Source organism: Bradyrhizobium sp. HKCCYLS1011, from assembly GCF_051167795.1.
Taxonomy (GTDB): domain Bacteria; phylum Pseudomonadota; class Alphaproteobacteria; order Rhizobiales; family Xanthobacteraceae; genus Bradyrhizobium.
The window spans coordinates 107747-130274 of sequence record NZ_JBNPTT010000002.1 but is presented as its reverse complement, the minus strand read 5'-3'; the positions used below and the strand labels follow the sequence as shown (position 1 = coordinate 130274).

Sequence of the window (22528 nt, the reverse complement as noted above, 5' to 3'; positions counted from 1 at the left end):
CACGCTATGCATCACTTCACCGCACTGGTCACCGTGCTGGCCATCCTGCTCTATTTCTACACCAGCGTCCGCGTATCACAGGCGCGCAGCCGCTTCGGCGTCAAGGCGCCGGCGATCATCGGGAATGCCGATTTCGAGCGCGTCTTCCGCGTGCAGATGAACACGCTGGAATGGATGCCGATCTTCCTGCCGGGATTGTGGCTGTTTGCGATCTATGTCAGCGACGCGATCGCTGCCTTGATCGGGCTGGTCTGGATCGCGGGCCGCGTGCTCTACATGTTCGCCTATGCAGAGGCCGCCAACAAGCGCGGGCCCGGCTTCGCGATCCAGGCCAGCGCGAGTTTCGCGCTGCTGCTCGGCGCGCTGGTCGCGATCATCTGGCGGATCCTGCACGGCTGATCATCCGTCCACCGCTGTCGTCCGGGCCTCGCGCCGAGACGCATCATAACCGGCCCGTGTTGGTTGCGCGAACGTTCAACGCCCAGCCTGCCTCAAGGCAGATCACGCGGTATGGGTCCCGGGTCGGCGCCCGTTGACGCTTTGCGTCACCGGGCTTGCCCGGGACGACAGCTCAATTCTCTTCGCCAGCCTTGTTCTCCTCGCCAGCGTCATCTTCCGCTGTCGTCCCCGCGAACGCGGCGACCCATAACCACCGGCGATATTTGTTTTCGCAACCGGTTCGACGTGTAGGCCAGCCTCAAGACAGGTCGCGGTATGGGCCCCGGCTTTCGCCGGGGCCACATCGGTTGGTTTTGCGAGATCACTTCGTGAGCGGGCAGCCGCTCTCCTTGGCTGAGAAGAACGCCTTGTCGCCCGGCACGGTCGAGATCAGCTTGTAGTAGTCCCACGGCTTCTTCGACTCGGACGGCGCCTTGACCTCGAACAGATACATGTCGTGCACCATGCGGCCGTTGGCGAGCACCTTGCCTTGCGCGAACGCATCGTCGACCGGCAGCTCCTTGAGCTTGGCAACGACCGCATCCGAGTCCTTGGTCCCGGCGGCCTTGACCGCCTTCAGATAGGACAGCGTCGCCGAATAGGTGCCGGCATGGATCATGCTCGGCATCCGGCCGGTGCGCTTGAAGAAGCGCTCCGAAAAGGCGCGGGCCTTGTCGTCATGGTCCCAATAGAAGCCTTCGGTGAGGATCAGGCCCTGGGCCGCATCGAGCCCAAGACCATTCACCTCGGCGAGCGTCATCAGGAGGCCTGCCAGCTTCTGGCCGCCCTTGACGATGCCGAACTCGGCCGCCTGCTTGATCGAGTTGGTGGTGTCGAGGCCGGCATTGGCGAGCCCGATGATCTTGGCCTTCGAGCTCTGCGCCTGCAGCAGGAAGGACGAGAAATCGGAGGAATTGAGCGGGATGCGCACCGAGCCCAGCACCTTGCCGCCCTTGGCCTTGACGATGTCGCTGGTGTCCTTCTCCAGCGCGTAGCCGAAGGCATAATCGGCGGTCAGGAAGAACCAGCTGTCGCCGCCCGCCTCGACCAGCGCACCGCCCGTGCCCACCGCGAGCGCGTGGGTGTCGAAGGACCAATGGAAGCCGTAGGGCGTGCAGGCATCGCCGGTGATGCGCGAGGTCGCGGCGCCCACGACAATGTCGATCTTTTTCTTCTCCGCGGACAATTCCTGCACGGCGAGCGCGACCGAGGAGGTCGTCAGCTCCGTGATCATGTCGACACCTTCGGTGTCATACCAGCGCCGCGCGATCGAGGTGGCGAGATCGGGCTTGTTCTGGTGGTCGGCGCTGACCATCTCGACCTTCTGGCCCAAAACTTCGCCGCCGAAATCCTCGATCGCCATCTTCGCGGCCTCGACCGAATATTTGCCGCCATAGTCGGCATAGACGCCGGATTGGTCGTTGAGGATGCCGATCTTGACCTGAGCCGATGCTGGCGCGGCCATCAAAAGGGCTCCGACCGCGACAAAGGCCAACAAGCTCGATTTCATCAGTTTTCTCCCAGCCATTCTTGTTCTGAACGCCGTTCTGTTGTGAACGCGCTTCCGATGTTACGGCATAACCCCGGCGCCGCCCATCCCTTCCCTGTCGGCCAATAGTTGAGCCTTCAGTTGAGCGCTGGGTTCCAGTTGGCTAGACTTGTCGGCAAAGCACGAACGAGCCGTCCCGGGAGGACAGCGCGTGCGAGGAGAAAGGCTTCGCGTCTGGCAATCGGTCCGGACCGGGGCATCGGCGAGAACGCGCGGCTTGCGTTTGCGCCATTGGTCGCATCCTCGTCACCACGCCTCCGGGCTCACGGCCGGCACCCTCGGGAGGAACGATGTATACCGGCAAGCATGCCCGCCTGCGTCCGCTGCAGCCCGCCTTCATCATGGCATCGTCAGGCGAAGCCGTGACCTATCGCGAGCTCGAAGCCCGCAGCAACCGGCTGGCGCATCTGTTTCGCAAGCGCGGGCTGAAGCGGCTCGATCATTATGCGATCTTCATGGAGAACAACAGCCGCTATCTCGAGGCCTGTGGCGCCGGTGAGCGCTCCGGGCTCTATTTCACCTGCGTGAACTCGTTTCTCACGCCGGGTGAGCTCGCCTATATCCTCAACAACAGCCGGTCGCGCCTGCTGGTCACCTCAGTCGCAAAGCTCGACGTCGCGCGCGAGGCATTGAAGGAAGCCCCCAACGTCGAGCTCTGCGTGGTTGCCGATGGCCCGGGCGAGAGCGAGCGCATCGTTGGGTTGGACGAGGCCGTCGCCGGACTGCCGAAGACGCCGCTCCCCGACGAGTGCATCGGCACCGCGATGCTATATTCCTCCGGCACGACGGGCCGGCCCAAGGGCATCCTGCGTCCGCTGCCGGAGCAGCCGCCGGCGCAGCAGCTGCCGCTGTTCGATTTTCTCGAGAAGCTGTGGCGCTATCGCGAGGGCATGATCTATCTGTCGCCGGCACCGCTCTATCACTCGGCGCCGCAGGCAGCCGTCAACCTCACGATCCGCATGGGCGGCACCGCCATCATCATGGAGAGCTTCGATCCCGAGCGCTATCTGCAGCTGATCGAGCAATGGGGCATCACGCACAGCCAGCTGGTGCCGACGATGTTCTCGCGCATGCTGAAGCTGCCGGAGGAGGTGCGCACGAGATACGATATTTCCTCGCTCGAAGTCGCGATCCACGCCGCCGCGCCCTGCCCGGTGCAGGTCAAGGACGAGATGATCAAATGGTGGGGGCCGATCATCCACGAATATTACGGCGCGACCGAAGGCCTAGGCTTCACCGCTTGCGACAGCGAGCAGTGGCTGGCGCATCGCGGCACGGTCGGCAAGGTGCTGTTCGGCGAACTGCATATTCTCGACGCCAACATGCAGGAATGCGCGCCCGGCACGGCGGGCACCGTGTGGTTCAAGTCCGGCTCGGCGTTCGAATATTTCAACGACCGCGAACGCACCCAGGAGGCGCGCTCGCCCGACGGCAGCATGAGCACGGTCGGCGATGTCGGTTATGTCGATGCCGACGGCTACCTTTATCTCACTGACCGCGCCACCTTCATGATCATTTCCGGCGGGGTGAACATCTATCCGCAGGAATGCGAGAACCTGCTGATCACCCATCCCAAGGTCGCCGATGCCGCGGTGTTCGGCGTGCCCAATGCCGATCTCGGCGAGGAGGTGAAGGCGGTGATCCAGCCGATGGAGGGCATCATGCCCGGCCCCGCGCTGGAGGAGGAGTTGATCGCCTTCTGCCGCCAGTCGCTGGCGCGACAGAAGGTGCCGCGCTCGATCGATTTCGAGAAGGAGCTGCCGCGGCTGCCCACCGGCAAGCTTTACAAGCGCCTGCTGCGCGACCGTTACTGGGGCAACAAGACCTCGCGGATCGTATAAGCACGATAAGCGCGTCGACCACGGCCGCATTGCAGCATACGCAGGTTAAACCTGCCTGGCTTGATCCCCGTCAAGCCAGGCGAGGCGGCATTCGCTATCGATGACGTCCCATCAATCAGCCGAGATGAGAGTGGCCAAATGCGTGCCCATCAGATCATGAGCCGATCGGTCATCACGGTCACGCCCGGGACTCCGATCGTGGAAGCAGCCAAGGTCATGCTGCGCAATCACATCGGCGCCCTGCCGGTGGTGGATACAGGGGGAAAGCTGGTCGGCATCGTCACCGACGGCGATTTCATTCGCCGCGCCGAAATCGGCACCGCGCGCAAGCGCGGCCGCTGGCTCGGCCTGCTGGTCGGGCGTGGACGCATCAATGCCGATTTCATCCGCTCCCACGGCCGGGCGGTCTGCGAAATCATGACGCCGGATCCGGTGACCGTGAGCGAGAATGCGACGCTGCCCGAAATCGTCGGATTGATGGAAAGAAAGCACGTGAAGCGCCTGCCTGTGGTCAGCGGCAATCGGCTGGTCGGCATCGTGAGCTATCGCGACTTCGTCCAGGCCATCACGGATCTTGCCACCGAGCTTCCCGGCCCCACGCCGAGCGACGACATCCTGCGCGGCCGGATTCTCGATGCACTGGACCGGGCGGCCTGCTCGATCCGGCGCGTCAATGTCGTGGTGCGCGACAGCATCGCCTCGCTGAATGGTGCGGTCCGCGACGCCAAGGAACGGCAGGCGGCGGTGGTCGCGGCCAAGAGCGTGGCCGGCATCAAGGACGTCCGCGACTACATGTGGGTCTATCCGCCGCCGGAGGAGGATTTCGGCGGCGGCGACCTCGTCTCGCTGCAGGAGGAGCCGTCAACCGACGACGATCAGCCGCTGTGAGCGCGATGTCCAAGCCAGTGGCGGCTCTCGCGGTGATCGCCTCGCTTGCCCTGAACGGAGTAGCGACGGCTCAGCACCTCGATCACGGGTTGCGGCTCGCCGAGCGCTGGTGCGCCGCGTGTCACGCCGTCGCCGACAAACCGACCAAGTTCCGCCGCGCTCCGCCCTTTGTCGCGATCGCGACCAAGGACACTGTGAATCTCGAGACGCTGACCGCGTTTCTGTTGCTACCGCACGCGACCATGTCGAATGTACCGCTCAGTCGACAGGACGCCGCCGACCTTGCCGCCTATATCATCTCGTTGAAGAACTAAGCAGAGCAACCGGAGTCCCGATCGTCGCCGGGGCGGTTGCGCACCAAATCTCCTGTTCCACGGAACCTTGCCGCTCCCAATGCGTTTGGTGTCGGTTCACGGGAGGCGGCCGGCGCCTGCCCGTGATTTCGCGCCAGCAAACGACCGACGGAATCGGAGCACCAGCCGACGCTCGCTGCCGAAAATTAACGATGAACAACAGCAGACGGGACGCAGCGCCTTGCATTTGAGTACAAATGAGTCGTTACTCGTGGTAGCGGGATCCGCTGCGTTCTCTGATCCACCAAGGAGCCTGCGACGTGCACGGTAAGACCGGCGCCCCGTCCGCACTATCCCTCCCCGACCAATCCGCGGCCTATCTGGCTGCCATCGTGAACGCGTCCGCCGATGCCATCCTCGGCACCTCTTTGGATGGCGAGATCAAGAGCTGGAACGCTGCCTGCGAACGCCTGTTCGGCGCCTCTGCAACCGACATGGTCGGACGATCCGTTTTCGACATGGTTCCGCGTGAATTGCTGGCGGAAGAGAAAGCGCTTCGTGAACGCATCGCGGCCGGGGACTCCATCGAGATTTTGGAGACGGTCCGGCTGACCAAGGACGGCCGGCCGATCGAGGTCGCAATCACGCTCTCACCGATTTACGCGCCCGCCGGCGAGATCATCGGGATCTCCAGCATCATTCGCGACATCAGTCGGGCCAAGCAGGCCGAACGAAGCGCGGCGATGCTGGCGGCCATCGTTGCCTCCTCCTCGGACGGGGTCGTCAGCAAAACGCTGGAAGGCGTCGTGACCAGCTGGAACAGGAGCGCCGAGCGCATCTTCGGCTATTCGGAAGCCGAGATGCTGAACGAGTCGATCCGCCGCATCATTCCGCCTGAGCGTCAGATCGAAGAGGACCGCATCCTCGCCACCGTGGTGGCCGGAGAGGTGATCGACAGTTTCGAGACCGTTCGTGTCAGGAAAGACGGCACGCCGATCGATGTCTCCGTCACCGTGTCGCCGGTGCGGGATTCGGCCGGGCGCATCGTCGGCGCATCCAAGATCGTCCGCGACATCACAGAGACGCGGCAGACAAAGCAGCAACTTCACGTGCTGCTGGCCGAGGTCAATCATCGCAGCAAGAACCTGCTGTCGCTGGTGCAGGCGATCGCAAGGCAGATGACGCGCCATGGTCAGCAGCTCGACCTCGAGCGCTTCCTCGAACGTCTGCAGGCGATCGCAAGCAACCAGGACCTTCTGATCCAGAACGATTGGCGCTTTATTCGTTTGAGCGATCTGGTCCGCTCGCAGCTGCGCAGCTTCAGCGATCTCATCGGAAGCCGAATCTCGATCACGGGCCCCTATCTTGAGCTGCCCCCGGAAGCCGCGCAATCGATCGGCATGGCCGTTCATGAGCTTGCGACCAACGCCGCCAAATATGGTGCGCTCTCGGATGATCATGGCCGCATCGACGTGAGCTGGGCGAGCGAGGGCGGCATCTTCCGCATGAGCTGGGTCGAGACGGGAGGCCCCACCGTGTCGCCGCCTGCCCGCTCCGGTTTCGGCAGCAGGGTCATCTCCGACATGGTCAGGCTGAGCCTGGACGGCACGGTGGATGTCCTGTTCCCGCCGGAGGGACTGCGTTGGCAGATCGCCTGTCAATTGGAGCGTGTCAGCCGTGGCAGGCCCGATGCGCGCCAATGACAGAGCCCGTATCCTGATCGTCGAGGACGATCCGCTGATCGGCTTCGATCTTGCCGTCGAATTGGAGCATGCCGGCTTTGCGGTGGTCGGCGTCGCACCGAGCGTGGCCAAGGCGTTGACGCTGTTCGAACAGCACGGCTGCGACCTGGCGATTCTCGATGTCAATCTCGGGCGCGAGACGTCGGCTCCCATCGCCAGCATGCTGGCGGCCGCCCACGTCCCCTTCATCGGCGTGACCGGATATCTGGTCGATCAATGTCCGCCGGAATTTTCCGCCGTACCCCTGCTCTCGAAGCCGTTCCAGACGACGCGGCTGGTGGCCGAATTGAGACGACAGCTGTCCGCGCAGAGCTAAGGCTTTGGCGGCGCGGTTCAGGCATCGTCCGCCGTTTGTTCGACGTCGGCTTATGACAGCGCAGCGATCTCGATCACGATCCGCCCTGTCGTCACCTGCTCACCCTCGGTAACCTCGATCGCGGCAACCGTGCCGGCGATCCCGGATGCATGGACGTGCTCCATCTTCATGGCTTCGAGGGTCAGCACCGGTTGGCCAGCGGCGACGCGCTCGCCGGCCCTGACCAGCACGGCGACCACGCGGCCGTTCAGCGCGGCGCGCACCTTGCCATCGCCGCCGGCATTTGCGGCTGATTGCGGCGCGGCAAGGCTCGCATCGCGGACCGTCATCGTGGTGGCGCGACGCTGCACATAGAGCCTGTCGTCCGCGCGGAGAAAGACGGCACTGTCGGTCACGCCATCGGCGCGGAAGCGGATGAGCTCGCCGTCAAGCTCGTCGATCTCGACGCGATGCGTCTCGCCGTCACGATTGGCCAAATACGCGCCGTCACGTTCGCGCAGGAGCTCACACTCCTGCAACTGGCCGTCGATGTCGAAACGCAGCGGCGTCGGGAACGATGCGGCCAGCGAACGGCCGGCGCGCCACGCCCGCGCGCAAGCATGGCTCACATGAAGCAGCAGTGCGCAAAGGATGATATCCGCAAGTCTCGCGGCCGGCGCGACCAACTCGTTCCGATGCGTGCCGATGAAGGCGGTGGTCGCCGCCCCTCGTGCGAACGCCCGGTGACGCAGGCAGGCCATCAGGAACGCGCGGTTGGTGGTGACACCCAGCGCTACCGCCTGCTCCAGGCCGCAGATCAGCTTCGCGCGCGCCTCTTCTCGTGTTGCCCCATAGCCGATCAGCTTGGCGATCATCGAATCGTAATAGGGCGAAATCTCCGTGCCCGATTGCAGCGCGTGCTCCACGCGGACGCTGTCCGGCATCTGCCATAGCGCCATCCGGCCGGACTGCGGCATGAAATCGCGGCCGGCATCTTCAGCGCAAAGCCTCACCTCGATGGCGTGACCGGACCAGTGCACATCCTCCTGCCGGAGCGGCAGCGGCGCGCCCGCCGCGACGCGGAGCTGGAGCTCGACCAGGTCGAGGCCGGTGATCGCCTCGGTCACGGGATGCTCGACCTGCAGGCGGGTGTTCATCTCCATGAAATAGAACTGGCCGTCGGAATCGAGCAGGAATTCCAGTGTGCCCGCACCCTCATAACCGAGCGCCTTGACGGCCTGAACCGCAACGGCGCCCATCCGTGCCCGCAGCTCCGGCATCACCGCCGGCGAGGGCGCCTCTTCGACCAGCTTCTGATGCCGACGCTGCACCGAGCAGTCGCGCTCGCCGAGATGGATCGCGTTGCCATGGTGGTCACCGAACACCTGGATTTCGATGTGGCGTGGATTGTCGATCGCCTTTTCCAGGATGACGGTGCCATCGCCGAACGCCGCGGCCGCCTCGGAGCGCGCACTGCGCAGCATGTCGGGGAATGTCTTGATGTCGCGCACCAGCCGCATGCCGCGGCCGCCACCACCGGCGACCGCCTTGATCATCACGGGAAAGCCGAGCCGCTTGGCCTCGGCCAGCATGAGGTCGTCGCGCTGATCCTCGCCCTGATAGCCGGGGACGCAAGGCACGCCGGCCGCCTGCATCAGCGCCTTCGCACCGGCCTTGTTGCCCATGGATCTGATCGCGTCCGCCGACGGGCCGATGAACACGAGACCTGCGTCGTTGCAGGCCTGCGCAAACTCCGCATTCTCCGCCAGGAAGCCGTAGCCGGGATGCACGGCATCGGCGCCGGTCGCTTGCGCGGCCGCGATGATGGCCGCGATGTTCAGGTAGGATTGCGCCGGCGGCGCTTCGCCGATGCGCACGGCCTGATCGGCCTGCCGCACATGCAGCGCGTCGCGATCGGCCTCCGAATAGACCGCGACCACGCCAAACCCGAGCCGCCGCGCCGTCCTGATAATGCGCAGCGCGATCTCGCCGCGATTGGCGATCAGGATCTTGTGGAACGGCGTGCGCTGCATCGTCTTGCCTTCGCTCATGGCCGCGCCACCGAGAACTGCATGGCTTGCGGGGTTCGTGCCTCTGCCTCGCGGCAGATCGCAAGCACTTCGGCCAGCACCGCCCGGGTGTCGCGCGGATCGATAACACCATCGTCGAGCACGCGCGCCGAGGTCGCGAATACGTCCATTTGGCTGTCGAACACGCCCACGATCTGCGCCTTCAAGGCTTCGAGCTTCTCCCTCTCGACCGGTTTGCCGCGACGCGCCGCAGCCGCCTCGGTCACGATCGCCATCGTCTCCGCCGCCTGCTCGCCGCCCATCACCGCGGTCTTGGCGTTCGGCCAGGAAAAACAGAACCGCGGATGAAAGCCCCAGCCGCACATGCCGTAATTGCCGGCGCCGAACGAGGCGCCGCAATAGATCGTGATCTGCGGCACGGTCGCCGACGTCACCGCCTGGATCATCTTGGAGCCGTGCTTGATCATACCGGCTTCCTCATAAGCGCGGCCGACGATGTAGCCGGTGGTGTTGTTGAGATAGAGAATCGGCGTGCGGCTCTGGCAGCAGGCCTGGATGAAATGGGTGGCCTTGTTGGCGCCGGCCGGGTCGAGCGGGCCGTTGTTGGTGACGATTCCGATCGCGTGGCCGTCGATGCGAGCGTGGCCGCACACCGTGGCGGGACCGTAATTCGGTCCCATCTCGACGAAATCGGAATCATCGACGATCCGCGCGATCACCTGGCGCATGTCGACCGGGCGCTTGTGATCCATCGGCATGATGCCGAGCAGCTCCTCCTGATCATAGCGCGGCGGCCTTGCTTCCGATGTCTGTTGCGCCGGCCGATCCCATCGCAGCGCCGCCATGATCTCGCGCGCAATCCGCAACGCATCGCGATCGTCTTCGGCCAGGTAGTCACCAAGCCCCGAGATCGAGGTGTGCATCTCGGCGCCGCCGAGCTCCTCTTCGGTCGCGATCTCGCCGGTTGCAGCCTTCAAGAGCGGCGGCCCCGCCAGGAAGGCGCGGGTGCGGCCGCGGACCATCACGATGTAATCGGACAGGCCGGTCTGATAGGCGCCACCGGCGGTGGAAGAGCCATGCGTCACCGTGACGACGGGAAGCCCGGCCGCCGACAGCCGCGCCAGATTGCGGAAGATGTTGCCGCCGCGAATGAAATCCTCGACCCGGTAGCGCAGGAGGTTGGCGCCGGCGCTTTCGACCAGCTGCACGTAAGGCAGCTTGTTTTCGAGCGCGAGTTCCTGCACCCGCAAGGTCTTGTCGAGACCATATGGCTGCAGCGCGCCGGCATCGATGCCGGCATCATTGGCCGAGACCATGCATCGCACGCCCGAGACGAAGCCGATGCCGGCGATGAGCCCGCCGCCCGGCACGCTCTTGGCCGCATCCGGCACGTCGAACATGTAGCCGGCAAGCGTCGAGAGCTCCAGGAACGGCGCGCCGGGATCGAGCACCAGCGCAACGCGCTCGCGCGGCAACAGCTGGCCACGGGCATGGAAGCGCTCCTTCGCGCCGGCGGAGGCTTGGCGCGTGCGCGTTTCGAGCTCGCGGAGCCGCGCGATCAGGGCCAGCATGCCATCGCGATTGGACTGGAACGCGGCGCTGTGAGGGGAGACTGTGTTGTCGATGGTGGCCATATTACCTAGTCGCGAATACGCTCTGAAAGACGACGTCGTCATTGCGAGGAGCAAAGCGACGAAGCAATCCAGCCTTCCTTCTCGACCCTGGATTGCTTCGCTTCGCTCGCAATGACGGTGGCGATCAATTGATCGTCCCAAAAATCTGCCGCGCCTCGGCCGGTGTCGCGATCTCGCGGCCGGCGCGACGCGCCAGCGCGGCGATCGCCTCGATCAGCTGGCCGTTCGATGTCACTTTCGTGCCGTCGGCGAGATAGAACGCGTCCTCGAGCCCGGTGCGAAGATGGCCGCCACGCTCGGCGCAGCGCTGATGCAAGGGCCAGATCTCGGCACGGCCGATCGCCGTGACCTGCCAATGCGCCTCCGGCCGCTTCAGCTTGATGAGGATCGGCAGCAACTCTGGATCTGCGGGCATGCCGGAGGCGACGCCCATCACGAAATTATATTCGAGCGGCCCGGCATACATACCAGTCTGGTAGTACATCCCGACGCAGCGCACGATGCCGACATCGAAGCATTCGAACTCTGGAATCGTGTGCGCGTCCTTCATCGCATCGAGATAGTCCTGAATCTTCTCGACCGAATTGTCGAACATCATCGGCGGCCAGGCCCAGGCGTTGTCCGCCTTCACCTTCAGATAGTTCAGTGAGCCGGCGTTGCAGGCCGCGATCTCGGGCCGGGTCTCACGGATGCAGGCGAGCGCGCCTTCGTAGTGCGGCCCGGAGACGCCGGAGGTGTGATTGATGATGACGCCGGGGCAGGCCTCGCGGATCGCCTGCTGGATCTCGCGCGACACCGCAACGTCCCAGGACGGCAGATGCCCCTTGCCGGCCGCCTGCTGGCGCAGATGAATATGCATGATGCTGGCGCCGGCCTCGAAGGCGCGCCGGGCCTCCGCGGCCATTTCCTCCGGCGTGACCGGAACGTGGTGCTGCCTGGGATCGGTGAGCACGCCGTTCAGCGCGCAGGTGATGACGGCTTTGTCGCTCATGCCATGCCTTGAATGATTGTCGGAGGTCGCGAGCTACGACCGCCGGCATCATGCGAAGGCAACTACATCGCTGCTTGCGTCAACGCGCTGCCGCCAAATCGGCGGTCTCGCCGCTGCGATAGATCGCCAGATCACGGGAACCGGAAAAGATCGCGCGCGGCTTCAGACCGTAGAAGCGGCGGATCGAATGGCTGAAATGAGTCGAGTCGGGATAGCCGATGTCCTGCGCGAGATGCGCGAGGTTGAGGTCCTGATTGGCGAAGTTGAGCAGGTGCCGCGCGCGCTTCCAGGCGCGGAACGCGCGGAAGGAGATGTCGGTCTCCTCCTTGAACAGATGCAGGAAGCGCGAGGTGGAGAGGCCAACGGCCGCGGCACAGCTCTCGGCGGTGGCCGGCTCGCCCGAGAAGCGGTTGATCAGGGCGATCGCCTTGACAACGCGCGGATCGAGCTTGCGCTGCGGCAGGGCTTCGCCAAGGCACAGGCGGTCGAAGATGGCGCTGGTGACATCGCCGCTCAGCGGCCGCTGCACCAGCTCTTCATAGGCGGCGCGGATGCGACAGGCATAGGCCGCAGCATCCCTGGTGATCCGCATGGCCAATCGATCGAGCGTGCCGACCGGCACGCTCTCCGGCTCGATCGTGACCACGATGACGGTGCGGTAGTCGCTTTCGATGGTGTGCTGCTGGTTCGGCGCGACGACGAGCAGCTCGCCGCGCTGCTCCGCGGCCTGCTCGGGCATCAGCCGCAGGCCACCGTTCAGCGCAACATAGACGTGGAAAGCCCCGGAGCAGCGCTGCCGCGGGCGGCCAAGCAGCCCGGCATAGAAGACGCGATCAGGCGTGATCAGCATCAGATGGCCGGAGTCCCGGCGGGTCAAATCCATGGCATTCCTCCTGAGGACGCGGCTCTCTCGGCCGCTTCGATTGGGGAAGACCATAGCGCAAATCCCGCCGCTGTCATCGGCGGGAAATGTCAATTTTCGAGGCGGTTAATTGCCGGAATCACGATGCCCAAAAAGCCCGCATTCACGGCTTGATCCGCGGCTTCACGCCCTGCTCGATCCCGGCCCGCCGCTCGGCCTCGCGGGCGCGCTGGTAGCCGTCGCGCGCCTGCAGCCGCGCCCAGTAAGCCGCGACATGCGGGCCGAACTCCCCGGAAAGACCGATGCTATCGGCCAACCGCAAGGCGTAGCCGATCACGATGTCGGCCGCGGTGAAGCGCCCCGCGCATAAGGTTTCAGCATTGCCGGAAGCGGCCTCGACCGCGCGCAGGCGGCCCAGGAACCATTTGGCATAGTCGGTCACGACCTGCGGCGATCGCCGCTCCTCCGGCTCCAACTGGCTGTACCTGAGCACCAATGTCTGGGGGAAGGTCAGGGTCGCGTCGGAGAAATACATCCAGTTCAGGAATGCGCCGTAGGCCGGCTCGCCGGGATCGACCATCAGCGGCGTCGGGCCGTATTTGATGCCGAGATAGTGGCAGATGCCGGAGGACTCCGTCATCCTGGTCTCGCCGTCGATCATCAGCGGAATCGTGCCTAGCGGGTTGAGTGCCAGATACTCCTTCGCCAGCACCCGCGGCGGGAACGGCAGCATCTTCAACTCGTAAGCGAGGCCGAGCTCCTCCAGCATCCACAGCGGGCGAAACGAGCGGGCGCCGTCGCAATGGTACAGCGTGATCATCAGGCGTCCCCCCTTTTTGCGAGGCCCGGCAATGTGCCCATCATCTTGCACAGGATGGTCAGCATCACCTCGTCCGCGCCGCCGCCGATCGAGGTGAGGCGGGTGTCGCGATAGGCGCGACTGACCGGCGTCTCGTTCATGAAGCCCATGCCGCCCCAATATTGCAAGCAGGCGTCGGTGAGCTCGCGGCCGAGCCGGCCGGCCTTCAATTTCGCCATGGTCGCAAGACGCGTGACATCCTCGCCCGCGATCAGCGCCTCGGCAGCCCGATAGGTCAGCGCGCGCAACAGCTCCACCTCGGTCTGCATCTCCGCAAGCTTGAAATGGACGACCTGGTTGTCGAGGATGCTGCGGCCGAAGGCCTTGCGGTTGCGGGTATACTCAATCGTTTCGCCGATGATGAATTCATGCGCCTTCAGGCAGGCTGCCGCCGCCCACAGACGCTCCTCCTGGAACTGCATCATCTGATAGGTGAAGCCCTCGCCTTCCGCGCCGATGCGGTTGCGCTTCGGCACCCGGACGTCGTCGAAGAAGATCTGCGCGGTGTCGGAGGAGCGCATGCCCATCTTGTCGAGCTTGCGCGCGACCTGCACGCCCTTGGTCTTCATCGGCACGCAGATCAGCGACTTGTTGCGATGGACCGGGCCGTCGCTGGTGTTGGCGAGCAGGCAGATGAAATCCGCCTGTGCGCCGTTGGTGATCCACATCTTGCCGCCATTGATGACGTAGTCGTCGCCGTCCGAGCGCGCGGCGGTCTTGATCGAGGCGACGTCCGAGCCCGCGCCGGGCTCGGAGACGCCGATGCAGGCGACGTAATCGCCTGCGATTGCCGGCGCCAGGAATTCCTTGCGCACCTCGTCGGAGCCGAACCGCGCCAAGGCCGGCGTCGCCATGTCGGTCTGCACCCCGATCGCCATCGGGATCGCGCCGCATCGGATGGCACCGAGCTCCTCGGCCATCATCAGCGCGTAGGAATAATCCAGCCCCTGCCCACCATAGTCGACCGGCTTGTTGAGCCCGAGAAAGCCGAGACTCCCAAGCTTCTTGAACAGCTCATGCGCGGGAAAGATGCCGGCGTCCTCCCATTCATCGACGTGAGGATTGATCTCGGCGGCGATGAATTTCTGCAAGGCGCGGCGGGCTTCGTCGTGGTCGGCGGTGAAGAGCATGTTTCTTCCTTGTCATTCCGGGGCGCTCGCGACGGCGAGCGAACCCGGAATCTCGATGTGGTGGACTCACCTCTGGATTCCGGGTTCGCGTCTACGACGCGCCCCGGAATGACGGGTTACAATCACAATCCCATCTGGCGGCTGGCCAGATCCTTCATGATCTCCTCGGTGCCGCCGCCGATCGCGTTGACCTTGACCTCGCGGTAGATGCGCTCAACCTTGACGCCGCGCATATAGCCGGCGCCACCGAAGATCTGCACCGCCTCCGAGGCGCAATACGCCATGGTCTGCGTCGCCTGGTTCTTCATCATGCAGATCTCGGCCACCGGATTGTCGCCCTGCTCCAGCCGCCACGCCAGCATTTCCAGCATCGCCTGCGACGCTGTCACCCGCTGCGCCATATCGACCAGCTTATGCCTGATGACCTGATGTTGCGCGAGCGGCTTGCCGAAGGTCTGCCGCTCCTTGGCATAGGCGACCGCCTCGTCGAGGCAGACACGGGCAAAGGCGGTGCAGCTCGCCGCCATGCCCATCCGCTCGCTGTTGAAATTCTGCATGATCAGCTTGAAGCCCTGGCCCTCCTCGCCGATCAGGTTCTCCGCGGGCACGCGGCAGTCGTCGAAATGCAGCGTCGCGGTGTCCGACGCCCACCAGCCCATCTTGTCGAGCTTGGTCCGCGTCAGCCCTGGCGTGCGGCCGTCGATCAGCAGCAGGCTGACACCGGATGCGCCCTCTCCGCCGGTGCGCACCGCGACCGTCAGATAGTCGGCGCGCATGCCGGAGGTGATGAACGTCTTCTCGCCGCTGACGACGTAATGATCGCCGTCGCGGCGCGCTTTGGTGCGGAGATGGGCGACGTCGGAGCCTCCGCTCGGCTCGGTGATGGCGAGCGCGGAGATTTTCCGGCCCGACAAGATCTCCGGCAGCACGCGTGCCCTGACGTCGGGACGCGCCGCGCGCGCGATCGGCGGCGCGCCGATCGTATGGCTCATCAGGCTGGCGCTGACGCCGCCGCTTCCGGCGCGCGCCAGCTCCTGGGACGCCACGATCTTCATGAACTGATCGGCCGGCACGCCGCCGAATTCTTCGGGAAAGCCGAGCCCGAGCAGGCCGATCTCGGCCGCCTTCCCATAGAGCGCGCGCGGAAATTCGCCGGCCTCGTCCCAGGCATTGGCGAACGGCGCGATCTCCCTGTCGACGAAGCGCCTGACCACCTCGCGAAAGGCCTCGTGCTCGGCCGTATAGAACGGATTTTTCATGCGGGCGATTCCACGCTGCGTCGCGCAACAGAATGGCCGGAAGGCGCGTCCTCCACTTGCGTGGAGGCGCTGACCGCCAAACGCACTCATGCCTGCGCCCCGAGCAGGCGCGCATCAGCAACTGAACGCAAGACAAATTGCCGTCCACACCGCCCCACTTCCGGCGGGAGCGGCGCAGCTCGGCATCCGGCACCTCGATGGGCCAGATCGCGAGGACGCAGCGCACAAGAACAGCAGGGACGAAGCGGCATAAAGACCGCAGGATGCGAGGGAGGGAACCAGTGCCAGTACGGTATTACGACTGGGTTGCGCACCACGCACGGCGCACACCGGCCAAGACGGCGATGGTCGATCTCGGCAGCAACAGGCGGTTCACCTATGCGGAGTTCGACGCCCGTGTCGCGCGCCTTGCCGGCCATCTGCGTGCGCAGCTCGGCGTCGGCAAAGGCGACCGCGTCGCGGTTCTGGCGCTGAACGCGACCGACACGCTGGACGTCCAGTTCGCCTGCTTCCGGCTGGGCGCGATCTTCGTGCCGCTGAACACGCGCCTCACCGTGCCGGAGCTGCAATTCATCGTCGGCGACGCCGCACCTCGTGTCATGATCCACGACGATGATCTGGCCGAGATCGCCCTTGCGGTCAGCCAGCTCTGCAATGTCCCCCATACGCTCCGCTATGGAGCCGGCCAGTCCTATGAACAGGCGATCGCATCGGCCGCGCCGCTGACGGACGTCGAGCCGGTGATGCTCGATGACGTCTCAACGATCATGTACACCTCGGGTACGACCGGTCAGCCAAAGGGCGCGACCATCACCCATGGCATGACGTTCTACAATTGCGTCAATCTCGGCGGTATCGCCTACATCACCCCGTCCTCGGTGCTGCTGACGGTGCTGCCGCTGTTCCACACCGGCGGGCTCAATTGCTACACCAACCCGGTGCTTCACGCCGGCGGCACGGTCCTGATCATGCGCGCCTTCGATCCCGGTCTGACGCTGCAGCTGATCAGCGAGCCGGCACAGGGCATCAACGTCTTCTTCGGCGTGCCCTCGATCTATCAATTCCTGGCGCAGCACCCGGCGTTCGAGGCCGCCGATTTCAGCCGCCTTGTCATCGGGGGCGTCGGTGGCGCGCCGATGCCGGTGCCGCTGCTCAACACCTGGGAAGCCCGCGGCGTGGCGCTGCAGCAGGGTTACGGCATGACGGAGACCTCGCCTGCAGTGCTCGCACTCGACCGTGAGGACGCCGCGCGGAAGGCGGGCTCAGCCGGCAAGCCGGTGCTGCACACGGAAGTGAGAATCGTGCGGCCTGACGGCAGCGATGCCGCGATCGGCGAGCTCGGCGAATTGTGGGTGCGCGGCCCCAACGTGACACCCGGCTACTGGAACAGGCCAGATGCAAACCGATCGTCCTTCACCGACGGCTGGCTGCACACCGGCGATGCCACCCGGATCGACGAGGATGGCTTCTACTACATCGTCGACCGCTGGAAGGACATGTACATCTCGGGCGGCGAGAACGTCTATCCGGCCGAGGTCGAGAACGTGCTGCATCAGCTCGGCGCCGTCGCCGAGGCGGCCGTGATCGGCATTGCCGATCCGCAATGGGGCGAGACCGGCATGGCCATCGTCGCGGTGAAGGCGGGCCGCACCTTGAGCGAAGCCGAGGTCCACGCCCACTGCCAGGCCAATCTCGCCCGCTTCAAATGCCCGCGCGTCATCCGCTTCGTCGACGCATTGCCGCGCAACGCGACCGGCAAGATCCACAAGCCGACCTTGCGCAAGACCTTCTCGACCGCATCCGCCATCGATCTGGTGCAGAAGGCATCATGAGCCTGTCATGCGGAGCAGACGCTCCGCCTGCCGATATGACGATCATCAAGAGATAACGATCATCAAAAGAGGAAGCCCAGGGAATGCCGTCCAACACTGCCAGGACTCTGCTCTCGTTCGCGGCCGCAGCTGCGTTCACGGTGCTCGCGAGCCAAGCTGCGCTTGCGCAGAAGAAATACGATCCGGGTGTAACCGACACCGAGATCAAGATCGGCAATGTCGAGGCCTATAGCGGCCCGGCGTCGGCCTATGGCATCATCGGCAAGACCGAGGACGCCTATTTCAAGATGATCAACGATCAGGGCGGGATCAACGGGCGCAAGATCAACTTCGTCTCCTATGACGACGGCTACAGCCCGCCGAAAACCGTCGAGCAGATCCGCAAGCTGATCGAGAGCGACGAGGTGTTCCTGGTGTTCAACGCGCTGGGCACGCCGACCCAGACGGCCGTGCAGAAATATCACAACGCCAAGAAGGTGCCGCAGCTCTTCCTCGCCACCGGCGCCAGCAAGTGGAACGACCCGAAGGATTTCCCCTGGACCATGGGCTTTCAGCCGAGCTACCGGGTGGAGGCGCGGATCTTCGCCAAATACATCCTGAAGGCCAAGCCGGACGCGAAGGTCGCGATCTTCTATGCCAATGATGATTTCGGCAAGGACTACCTCGCCGGCATCAAGGAAGTGTTCGGCGACAAGGCCAAGAGCCTGATCGTCGCGGAAGAGAGCTACGAGACCACCGAGCCCTCGATCGATTCCCACATCGTCAAGCTCAAGGGCACCGGTGCCGACGTCTTCGTCAACATCTCGACTCCGAAATTCGCGGCACAGGCGATCAAGAGGATCGCCGAGCTCGAATGGAAGCCGATGCAGATCATGACCGACGTGTCGATCTCGATCGGCGCGGTCATGAAGCCGGCGGGGCTCGAAGCGTCCGAAGGCGTGCTGTCGGCGCAATATCTGAAGGATGCGTCGGATCCGCAATGGAAGGACGACGAGGGCATGAAAAAGTTCATGGCCTTCGTCGACAAATACATGCCCGGCGCCAACATTTCCGATTCCAACATCCCCTATGGCTACGCCGCGGCCCAGACCATGGTCCAGGTGCTGAAACAGTGCGGCGACGACCTGACGCGCGAGAACGTGATGAAGCAGGCCGCCAGCCTGAAGAATTTCGCGCCGGATACGCTGATTCCAGGCGTCACCATCACGACCGGCCCCAACGACTTCGCGCCGATCGAACAGCTCCGCATGATGCAGTTCAAGAACGGCAAGTGGGACTTCTTCGGCGACATCATCAGCGCCGAGGTGGGCGGCTAGGGAAGAACACGCTGCCGATGAGCCCACCGCTGTGGTCGTCCGCTACCCCGGTGCGGCCTTCCGGCCGGATGACAGTGCGATACAGCGCCCTCTCCCTTTCGGGAGAGGGCATCTCCGGCCCATCACCGCGCTCGATTTGGTGAGGGGTATCTATCCGCGAATGACCCGCGTGGAAGCATACCCCTCACCCGACCGAGCTTGCCGGGCTTCCCTACATGCCCTCTCCCGCAAGGGGAGAGGGCACATTCATGCGCACCGCGCTCCTCTTCCAATCTTCGAGCGCCGCGATGATGAGTCTAATGGTTGTCACAGATTACACAATCACGACACGCCCGGCATGAACAACGCGAACGGCTCCTCGACCGTCTTGCGCAGATGATCGCGATAGAGCGCATAGTTCGGATCGGTAGGGGCAACCCGACCCAAATTCGGCTCGGGCACATTGCGAAGCGGCAATAGCGCGATCGGCGCTGCAATCGGCGTCAGCAGCGAGCCCCGCCCGGCGAGCAGGGTCGTGATGATCCCATACATCTCGCCGGTGATGGTCGGGCGTGACACCGTGATCAGCCGGTGCTGGCCGTGACGGTTGGTGACGAGATAGATGAAGCCGGACTGGTTCGGCACCGCAACCTCACCGAACTGCGTGAACGCAGCATCCAGCCGGGCGGCTTCGCGAAACAGCAGTGATGACGCCGCCTCGTCCCAGGCGATATCGGTCCGATAGGCGTAGATCGCCTCCGTGTCGCCGAACGATGGCCGCAAGGTCACGTAGGTGCCTTCGATCCATTCGACCGCACGGCGCGAATAGGAGCCGAGGCTGTCCGGCGCGATGCCGTTTTCCGCGGGCGGCACTGCGGGCGGCGCGCTCGGCGCCTTGCGTAAGGCGACGCCGAGTGCCTGCTCGAGCCGGACGATCGTGGCCAACGTGAACGGACGCCGTCCGCCAAGCGCCTTCTCGAGCGTGGAGAGGCTGATCTTGGCCTGCTCGGCCAGCCCCTGGCGCGACATGCGCCGGCGTGCGATCTCCTCGCGAATCAGGTCTGCCACCTGCCGGCTCTGTTCGTCGGATAGTTCGCTCTCGGGTATCGACATCCTGCCCTCTGCTGCACGGCGCGGTCCTTTGTAGCAGACGCACATTCCCGGACAAACCCGCACAAAGCCGCCGGTCGGCGGGTTGCTATCGGACGGACCGGGACGGACCGCGGCCAAACAAGACCGATCATTCTGCTCGCGGTAAGGCAGGCTTCCGCACAGGTTTGCGCCCACGAATATTTCGTGCGGGAGCGACAGATGACGATGAATGACACAATCGATGGCGACCGGCCAAGCCGGCCTGTCATGCGGCAGATCGGGACGGTGCTGCTGTTTTTGCTGGTGCAGGCGGCAGCCGTGCTGCTGGTCGGCCTGACGGCCCTGTTCCTGAGCTTCACGCCGGGATGGTCGGCGGAGGGACCGATCGCCCCACTGTCAAAGCCCGGCGATGCCCGCTCGGGCTCGCTTCTGTTCAAGACCGATGACGGCTACAGCGATGCCCCGCGGCTCGGCATCGATGTCGACATCACGGTGTCCGGGCCGACCGCGCGTGCCCGCATCACCCAGCTGTTCCGCAATCCGACCGACCATTGGATGGAAGCGATCTACGTCTACCCGCTGCCGGCGGGCAGCGCGGTCGATACCTTGAAGATGGTGGTCGGCGACCGCGTCGTGGTCGGCAACATCAAGGAGCGCGAACAGGCCAAGGTCATCTACGAGCAGGCCAAGCGCGACGGCAAGACAGCTGCGCTGACCGAGCAGGAGCGACCGAACATCTTCACCAATTCGGTCGCCAATATCGGTCCGGGTGAGACCGTGCTGGTGCAGATCGAATACCAGGAGCCGGTGGCGCAGAACGGCAACGAGTTCTCGCTGCGCGTGCCGCTCGTGGTCGGACCGCGCTACAATCCGGCGCCGCTCGTGCAGAGCGTCGAGCTGCGTCCAGGCGGCAACGGCTGGGGCGCGGCCAGCAATGATCCCGTGCCAGACCGCGACCGCATCTCGCCGCCGGTGCTCGACCCCGCCGAGAACGCGCCGGTCAATCCGACCCGGATCACCGTGCGCCTGCAGGCCGGCTTTGCGCTCGGCGAGGTGAAGAGCCACCATCATCAGGTCAAGATCGAGAGCCCGGATGCGACCACGCGCGTGGTGACGCTCGCCGACGGCGTGGTGCCGGCAGATCGCGACTTCGAGCTGACCTGGAAACCTTCCGACGAGACGACACCTTCGGTCGGCCTGTTCCGCGAGCATGTCGGCGATGCCGACTATCTGCTCGCCTTCGTCACACCGCCGGCGGTGGCGCCGGCCGCACAACGGCCGCTGCCGCGTGACGTCATTTTCGTGATCGACAATTCCGGCTCGATGGGCGGCACCTCGATCCAGCAGGCCAAGGCCAGCCTGCTCTATGCGCTCGGCCGGCTGCAGCCCACCGATCGCTTCAACGTGATCCGGTTCGACGACACGATGACCGTCCTGTTCCCTTCTGCGGTGCCGGCGGACGCCGAGCATGTCGGCAGCGCCACGGGCTTCGTGAGCGGGCTCGAGGCGCGCGGCGGCACCGAGATGGTGCCGGCGATGCGCGCCGCGCTGACCGACGAAAGCAGCGAGGCCGATCATGTGCGCCAGGTCGTGTTCCTGACCGACGGCGCCATCGGCAATGAGCAGCAATTGTTCGAGACGATCACGGCGATGCGCGGCCGCTCGCGGATCTTCATGGTCGGCATCGGCTCGGCGCCGAACACCTATCTGATGACCCGCGCGGCCGAGCTCGGCCGCGGTGCCTTCACCCATATCGGCTCGGTCGAGCAGGTCGAGGAGCGCATGCGCGGCCTGTTCGCGAAGCTGGAAAATCCGGCCGTCACCGGTCTCACCGCGAGCTTCTCGGACGCCTCTGCCGATATCACGCCTGCGATCATTCCCGACGTGTATCGCGACGAGCCGCTGGTGCTAGTCACGAAGCTCGACAAGCTCGAAGGCTCCCTGCGTATCAAGGGCCGGATCGGCGGCCGTCCGTGGACCGTCACGCTGCCGCTCGCCAATGCCGCCGAGGGCAAGGGCCTGTCGAAGCTGTGGGCGCGGCGCAAGATCAGCGATGCGGAAGTCGCGCGGACCATGCGGCAGATCACGCCTGACGAGGCCGACAAGGCCATCCTCAAACTGGCGCTGGAGCATCAACTGGTGACGCGCCTGACCAGCCTCGTTGCGGTCGATCAGACGCCGCACCGGCCTGCGGGCGAGCCATTGAAGCTGAGCGAGTTGCCGATCAACCTTCCGGCCGGCTGGGATTTCGAGAAGGTGTTCGGCGAGCGCATGCGCGCGCCGGCCGCACCGGTCGAACGTCGCGCACAAGACGAGAGCCGTTTGCAGGTCGCATCGCTCAAGCGGCCGGTCGTGCCGCCGTCTCCGAACACGATCACGCTGCCCAAGACGGCCACCGATGCGGAGCTCAGCATGATGCTTGGCGCGGGGCTGCTGATGCTCAGTCTGGTCTTGTTGATTGCCTCACGGCGAAGCCCGGTAATGCGGTGACTGGAGGG

At 64.7% G+C, this 22528-nt stretch carries 18 protein-coding genes; 9 read left to right on the top strand and 9 right to left on the bottom strand.

All coding sequences use genetic code 11. From position 1 onward, the window contains the following. The first annotated feature begins 6 nt into the window (after nucleotides 1-6). A complete protein-coding gene (locus ACQR1W_RS05195; protein ID WP_434849810.1) occupies nucleotides 7-399 on the top strand; it encodes an MAPEG family protein in 393 nt (130 codons plus the stop codon). A gap of 361 nt (nucleotides 400-760) precedes the next feature. Here ACQR1W_RS05195 and ACQR1W_RS05190 read toward each other — a convergent pair whose 3' ends face one another. Next, nucleotides 761-1948 carry an ABC transporter substrate-binding protein gene (locus tag ACQR1W_RS05190; RefSeq protein WP_434849809.1) on the bottom strand — a complete coding sequence of 396 codons (1188 nt, stop codon included), beginning with the start codon at nucleotides 1946-1948 and terminating at the stop codon, nucleotides 761-763. 329 nt (nucleotides 1949-2277) lie between these two features. On the opposite strand from ACQR1W_RS05190, the gene ACQR1W_RS05185 reads away from it, so the two are divergent. The 5 genes from ACQR1W_RS05185 (at nucleotide 2278) to ACQR1W_RS05165 (ending at nucleotide 7067) form a co-directional block, all read left to right on the top strand. After that, nucleotides 2278-3828, top strand: coding sequence for an AMP-binding protein (locus ACQR1W_RS05185; RefSeq protein ID WP_434849808.1), 1551 nt, complete (start codon nucleotides 2278-2280; stop codon nucleotides 3826-3828). A gap of 138 nt (nucleotides 3829-3966) precedes the next feature. After that, a complete protein-coding gene (locus ACQR1W_RS05180; protein ID WP_434849807.1) occupies nucleotides 3967-4716 on the top strand; it encodes a CBS domain-containing protein in 750 nt (249 codons plus the stop codon). Between the two features lie 5 nt (nucleotides 4717-4721). Further along, complete coding sequence (locus tag ACQR1W_RS05175) at nucleotides 4722-5030, top strand: c-type cytochrome (protein WP_434849806.1); 309 nt, start codon at nucleotides 4722-4724, stop codon at nucleotides 5028-5030. Between the two features lie 299 nt (nucleotides 5031-5329). Continuing rightward, entirely contained in the window at nucleotides 5330-6712 is a 1383-nt protein-coding gene (locus ACQR1W_RS05170) for a PAS domain S-box protein (protein WP_434849805.1), read from the top strand. After that, nucleotides 6687-7067, top strand: a complete 381-nt coding sequence (locus ACQR1W_RS05165; RefSeq protein ID WP_434849804.1) for a response regulator — start codon at nucleotides 6687-6689, stop codon at nucleotides 7065-7067. The genes ACQR1W_RS05170 and ACQR1W_RS05165 overlap by 26 nt, the downstream gene beginning before the upstream one ends. A gap of 50 nt (nucleotides 7068-7117) precedes the next feature. On the opposite strand, the gene ACQR1W_RS05160 is transcribed toward ACQR1W_RS05165, so the two are convergent. The 7 genes from ACQR1W_RS05160 to ACQR1W_RS05130 all read right to left on the bottom strand — a co-directional run bounded on the left by ACQR1W_RS05160 (nucleotide 7118) and on the right by ACQR1W_RS05130 (nucleotide 15811). Beyond that, on the bottom strand, nucleotides 7118-9079 hold the full coding sequence (locus tag ACQR1W_RS05160) for an acetyl-CoA carboxylase biotin carboxylase subunit (protein ID WP_434850428.1): 1962 nt from the start codon (nucleotides 9077-9079) through the stop codon (nucleotides 7118-7120). Between the two features lie 14 nt (nucleotides 9080-9093). Beyond that, nucleotides 9094-10710, bottom strand: a complete 1617-nt coding sequence (locus ACQR1W_RS05155) for an acyl-CoA carboxylase subunit beta (protein ID WP_434849803.1) — start codon at nucleotides 10708-10710, stop codon at nucleotides 9094-9096. 124 nt (nucleotides 10711-10834) lie between these two features. Next, nucleotides 10835-11701, bottom strand: coding sequence for a 3-keto-5-aminohexanoate cleavage protein (locus ACQR1W_RS05150; protein WP_434849802.1), 867 nt, complete (start codon nucleotides 11699-11701; stop codon nucleotides 10835-10837). Between the two features lie 79 nt (nucleotides 11702-11780). Beyond that, on the bottom strand, nucleotides 11781-12584 hold the full coding sequence (locus ACQR1W_RS05145) for a helix-turn-helix domain-containing protein (RefSeq protein WP_434849801.1): 804 nt from the start codon (nucleotides 12582-12584) through the stop codon (nucleotides 11781-11783). A gap of 142 nt (nucleotides 12585-12726) precedes the next feature. Continuing rightward, complete coding sequence (locus ACQR1W_RS05140; RefSeq protein ID WP_434849800.1) at nucleotides 12727-13383, bottom strand: glutathione S-transferase family protein; 657 nt, start codon at nucleotides 13381-13383, stop codon at nucleotides 12727-12729. Further along, entirely contained in the window at nucleotides 13383-14552 is a 1170-nt protein-coding gene (locus ACQR1W_RS05135) for an acyl-CoA dehydrogenase family protein (protein ID WP_434849799.1), read from the bottom strand. The genes ACQR1W_RS05140 and ACQR1W_RS05135 overlap by 1 nt, the downstream gene beginning before the upstream one ends. Before the next feature lie 122 nt (nucleotides 14553-14674). Beyond that, nucleotides 14675-15811 carry an acyl-CoA dehydrogenase family protein gene (locus ACQR1W_RS05130; protein ID WP_434849798.1) on the bottom strand — a complete coding sequence of 379 codons (1137 nt, stop codon included), beginning with the start codon at nucleotides 15809-15811 and terminating at the stop codon, nucleotides 14675-14677. Nucleotides 15812-16092: 281 nt separating this feature from the next. Here ACQR1W_RS05130 and ACQR1W_RS05125 point away from each other — a divergent pair, with 281 nt between their 5' ends. Then, nucleotides 16093-17643: an acyl-CoA synthetase gene (locus ACQR1W_RS05125; protein ID WP_434849797.1), complete on the top strand. Its 1551-nt coding sequence runs from the start codon at nucleotides 16093-16095 to the stop codon at nucleotides 17641-17643. An 83-nt stretch (nucleotides 17644-17726) separates the two neighbouring features. Beyond that, nucleotides 17727-18959: an ABC transporter substrate-binding protein gene (locus ACQR1W_RS05120; RefSeq protein WP_434849796.1), complete on the top strand. Its 1233-nt coding sequence runs from the start codon at nucleotides 17727-17729 to the stop codon at nucleotides 18957-18959. A gap of 321 nt (nucleotides 18960-19280) precedes the next feature. Here ACQR1W_RS05120 and ACQR1W_RS05115 read toward each other — a convergent pair whose 3' ends face one another. Further along, complete coding sequence (locus ACQR1W_RS05115; protein ID WP_434849795.1) at nucleotides 19281-20051, bottom strand: helix-turn-helix domain-containing protein; 771 nt, start codon at nucleotides 20049-20051, stop codon at nucleotides 19281-19283. A 204-nt stretch (nucleotides 20052-20255) separates the two neighbouring features. Between ACQR1W_RS05115 and ACQR1W_RS05110 the strand changes: the two genes are divergently transcribed. After that, the gene (locus ACQR1W_RS05110) at nucleotides 20256-22520 is read left to right on the top strand and encodes a marine proteobacterial sortase target protein (RefSeq protein ID WP_434850427.1); all 2265 of its coding nucleotides are present in this window, start codon (nucleotides 20256-20258) and stop codon (nucleotides 22518-22520) included. The last annotated feature ends 8 nt before the right edge of the window (nucleotides 22521-22528 follow it).

Bases quoted from the DNA above. Each gene is read 5' to 3' on its own strand.
- ACQR1W_RS05150 (WP_434849802.1), bottom strand. From the start codon at position 11,701: ATGAGCGACAAAGCCGTCATCACCTGCGCGCTGAACGGCGTGCTCACC.
- ACQR1W_RS05130 (WP_434849798.1), bottom strand. From the start codon at position 15,811: ATGAAAAATCCGTTCTATACGGCCGAGCACGAGGCCTTTCGCGAGGTG.
- ACQR1W_RS05115 (WP_434849795.1), bottom strand. From the start codon at position 20,051: ATGTCGATACCCGAGAGCGAACTATCCGACGAACAGAGCCGGCAGGTG.
- ACQR1W_RS05145 (WP_434849801.1), bottom strand. From the start codon at position 12,584: ATGGATTTGACCCGCCGGGACTCCGGCCATCTGATGCTGATCACGCCT.
- ACQR1W_RS05175 (WP_434849806.1), top strand. From the start codon at position 4,722: ATGTCCAAGCCAGTGGCGGCTCTCGCGGTGATCGCCTCGCTTGCCCTG.
- ACQR1W_RS05120 (WP_434849796.1), top strand. From the start codon at position 17,727: ATGCCGTCCAACACTGCCAGGACTCTGCTCTCGTTCGCGGCCGCAGCT.
- ACQR1W_RS05185 (WP_434849808.1), top strand. From the start codon at position 2,278: ATGTATACCGGCAAGCATGCCCGCCTGCGTCCGCTGCAGCCCGCCTTC.
- ACQR1W_RS05110 (WP_434850427.1), top strand. From the start codon at position 20,256: ATGAATGACACAATCGATGGCGACCGGCCAAGCCGGCCTGTCATGCGG.
- ACQR1W_RS05140 (WP_434849800.1), bottom strand. From the start codon at position 13,383: ATGATCACGCTGTACCATTGCGACGGCGCCCGCTCGTTTCGCCCGCTG.
- ACQR1W_RS05180 (WP_434849807.1), top strand. From the start codon at position 3,967: ATGCGTGCCCATCAGATCATGAGCCGATCGGTCATCACGGTCACGCCC.
- ACQR1W_RS05135 (WP_434849799.1), bottom strand. From the start codon at position 14,552: ATGCTCTTCACCGCCGACCACGACGAAGCCCGCCGCGCCTTGCAGAAA.
- ACQR1W_RS05155 (WP_434849803.1), bottom strand. From the start codon at position 10,710: ATGGCCACCATCGACAACACAGTCTCCCCTCACAGCGCCGCGTTCCAG.
- ACQR1W_RS05160 (WP_434850428.1), bottom strand. From the start codon at position 9,079: ATGCAGCGCACGCCGTTCCACAAGATCCTGATCGCCAATCGCGGCGAG.
- ACQR1W_RS05190 (WP_434849809.1), bottom strand. From the start codon at position 1,948: ATGAAATCGAGCTTGTTGGCCTTTGTCGCGGTCGGAGCCCTTTTGATG.
- ACQR1W_RS05195 (WP_434849810.1), top strand. From the start codon at position 7: ATGCATCACTTCACCGCACTGGTCACCGTGCTGGCCATCCTGCTCTAT.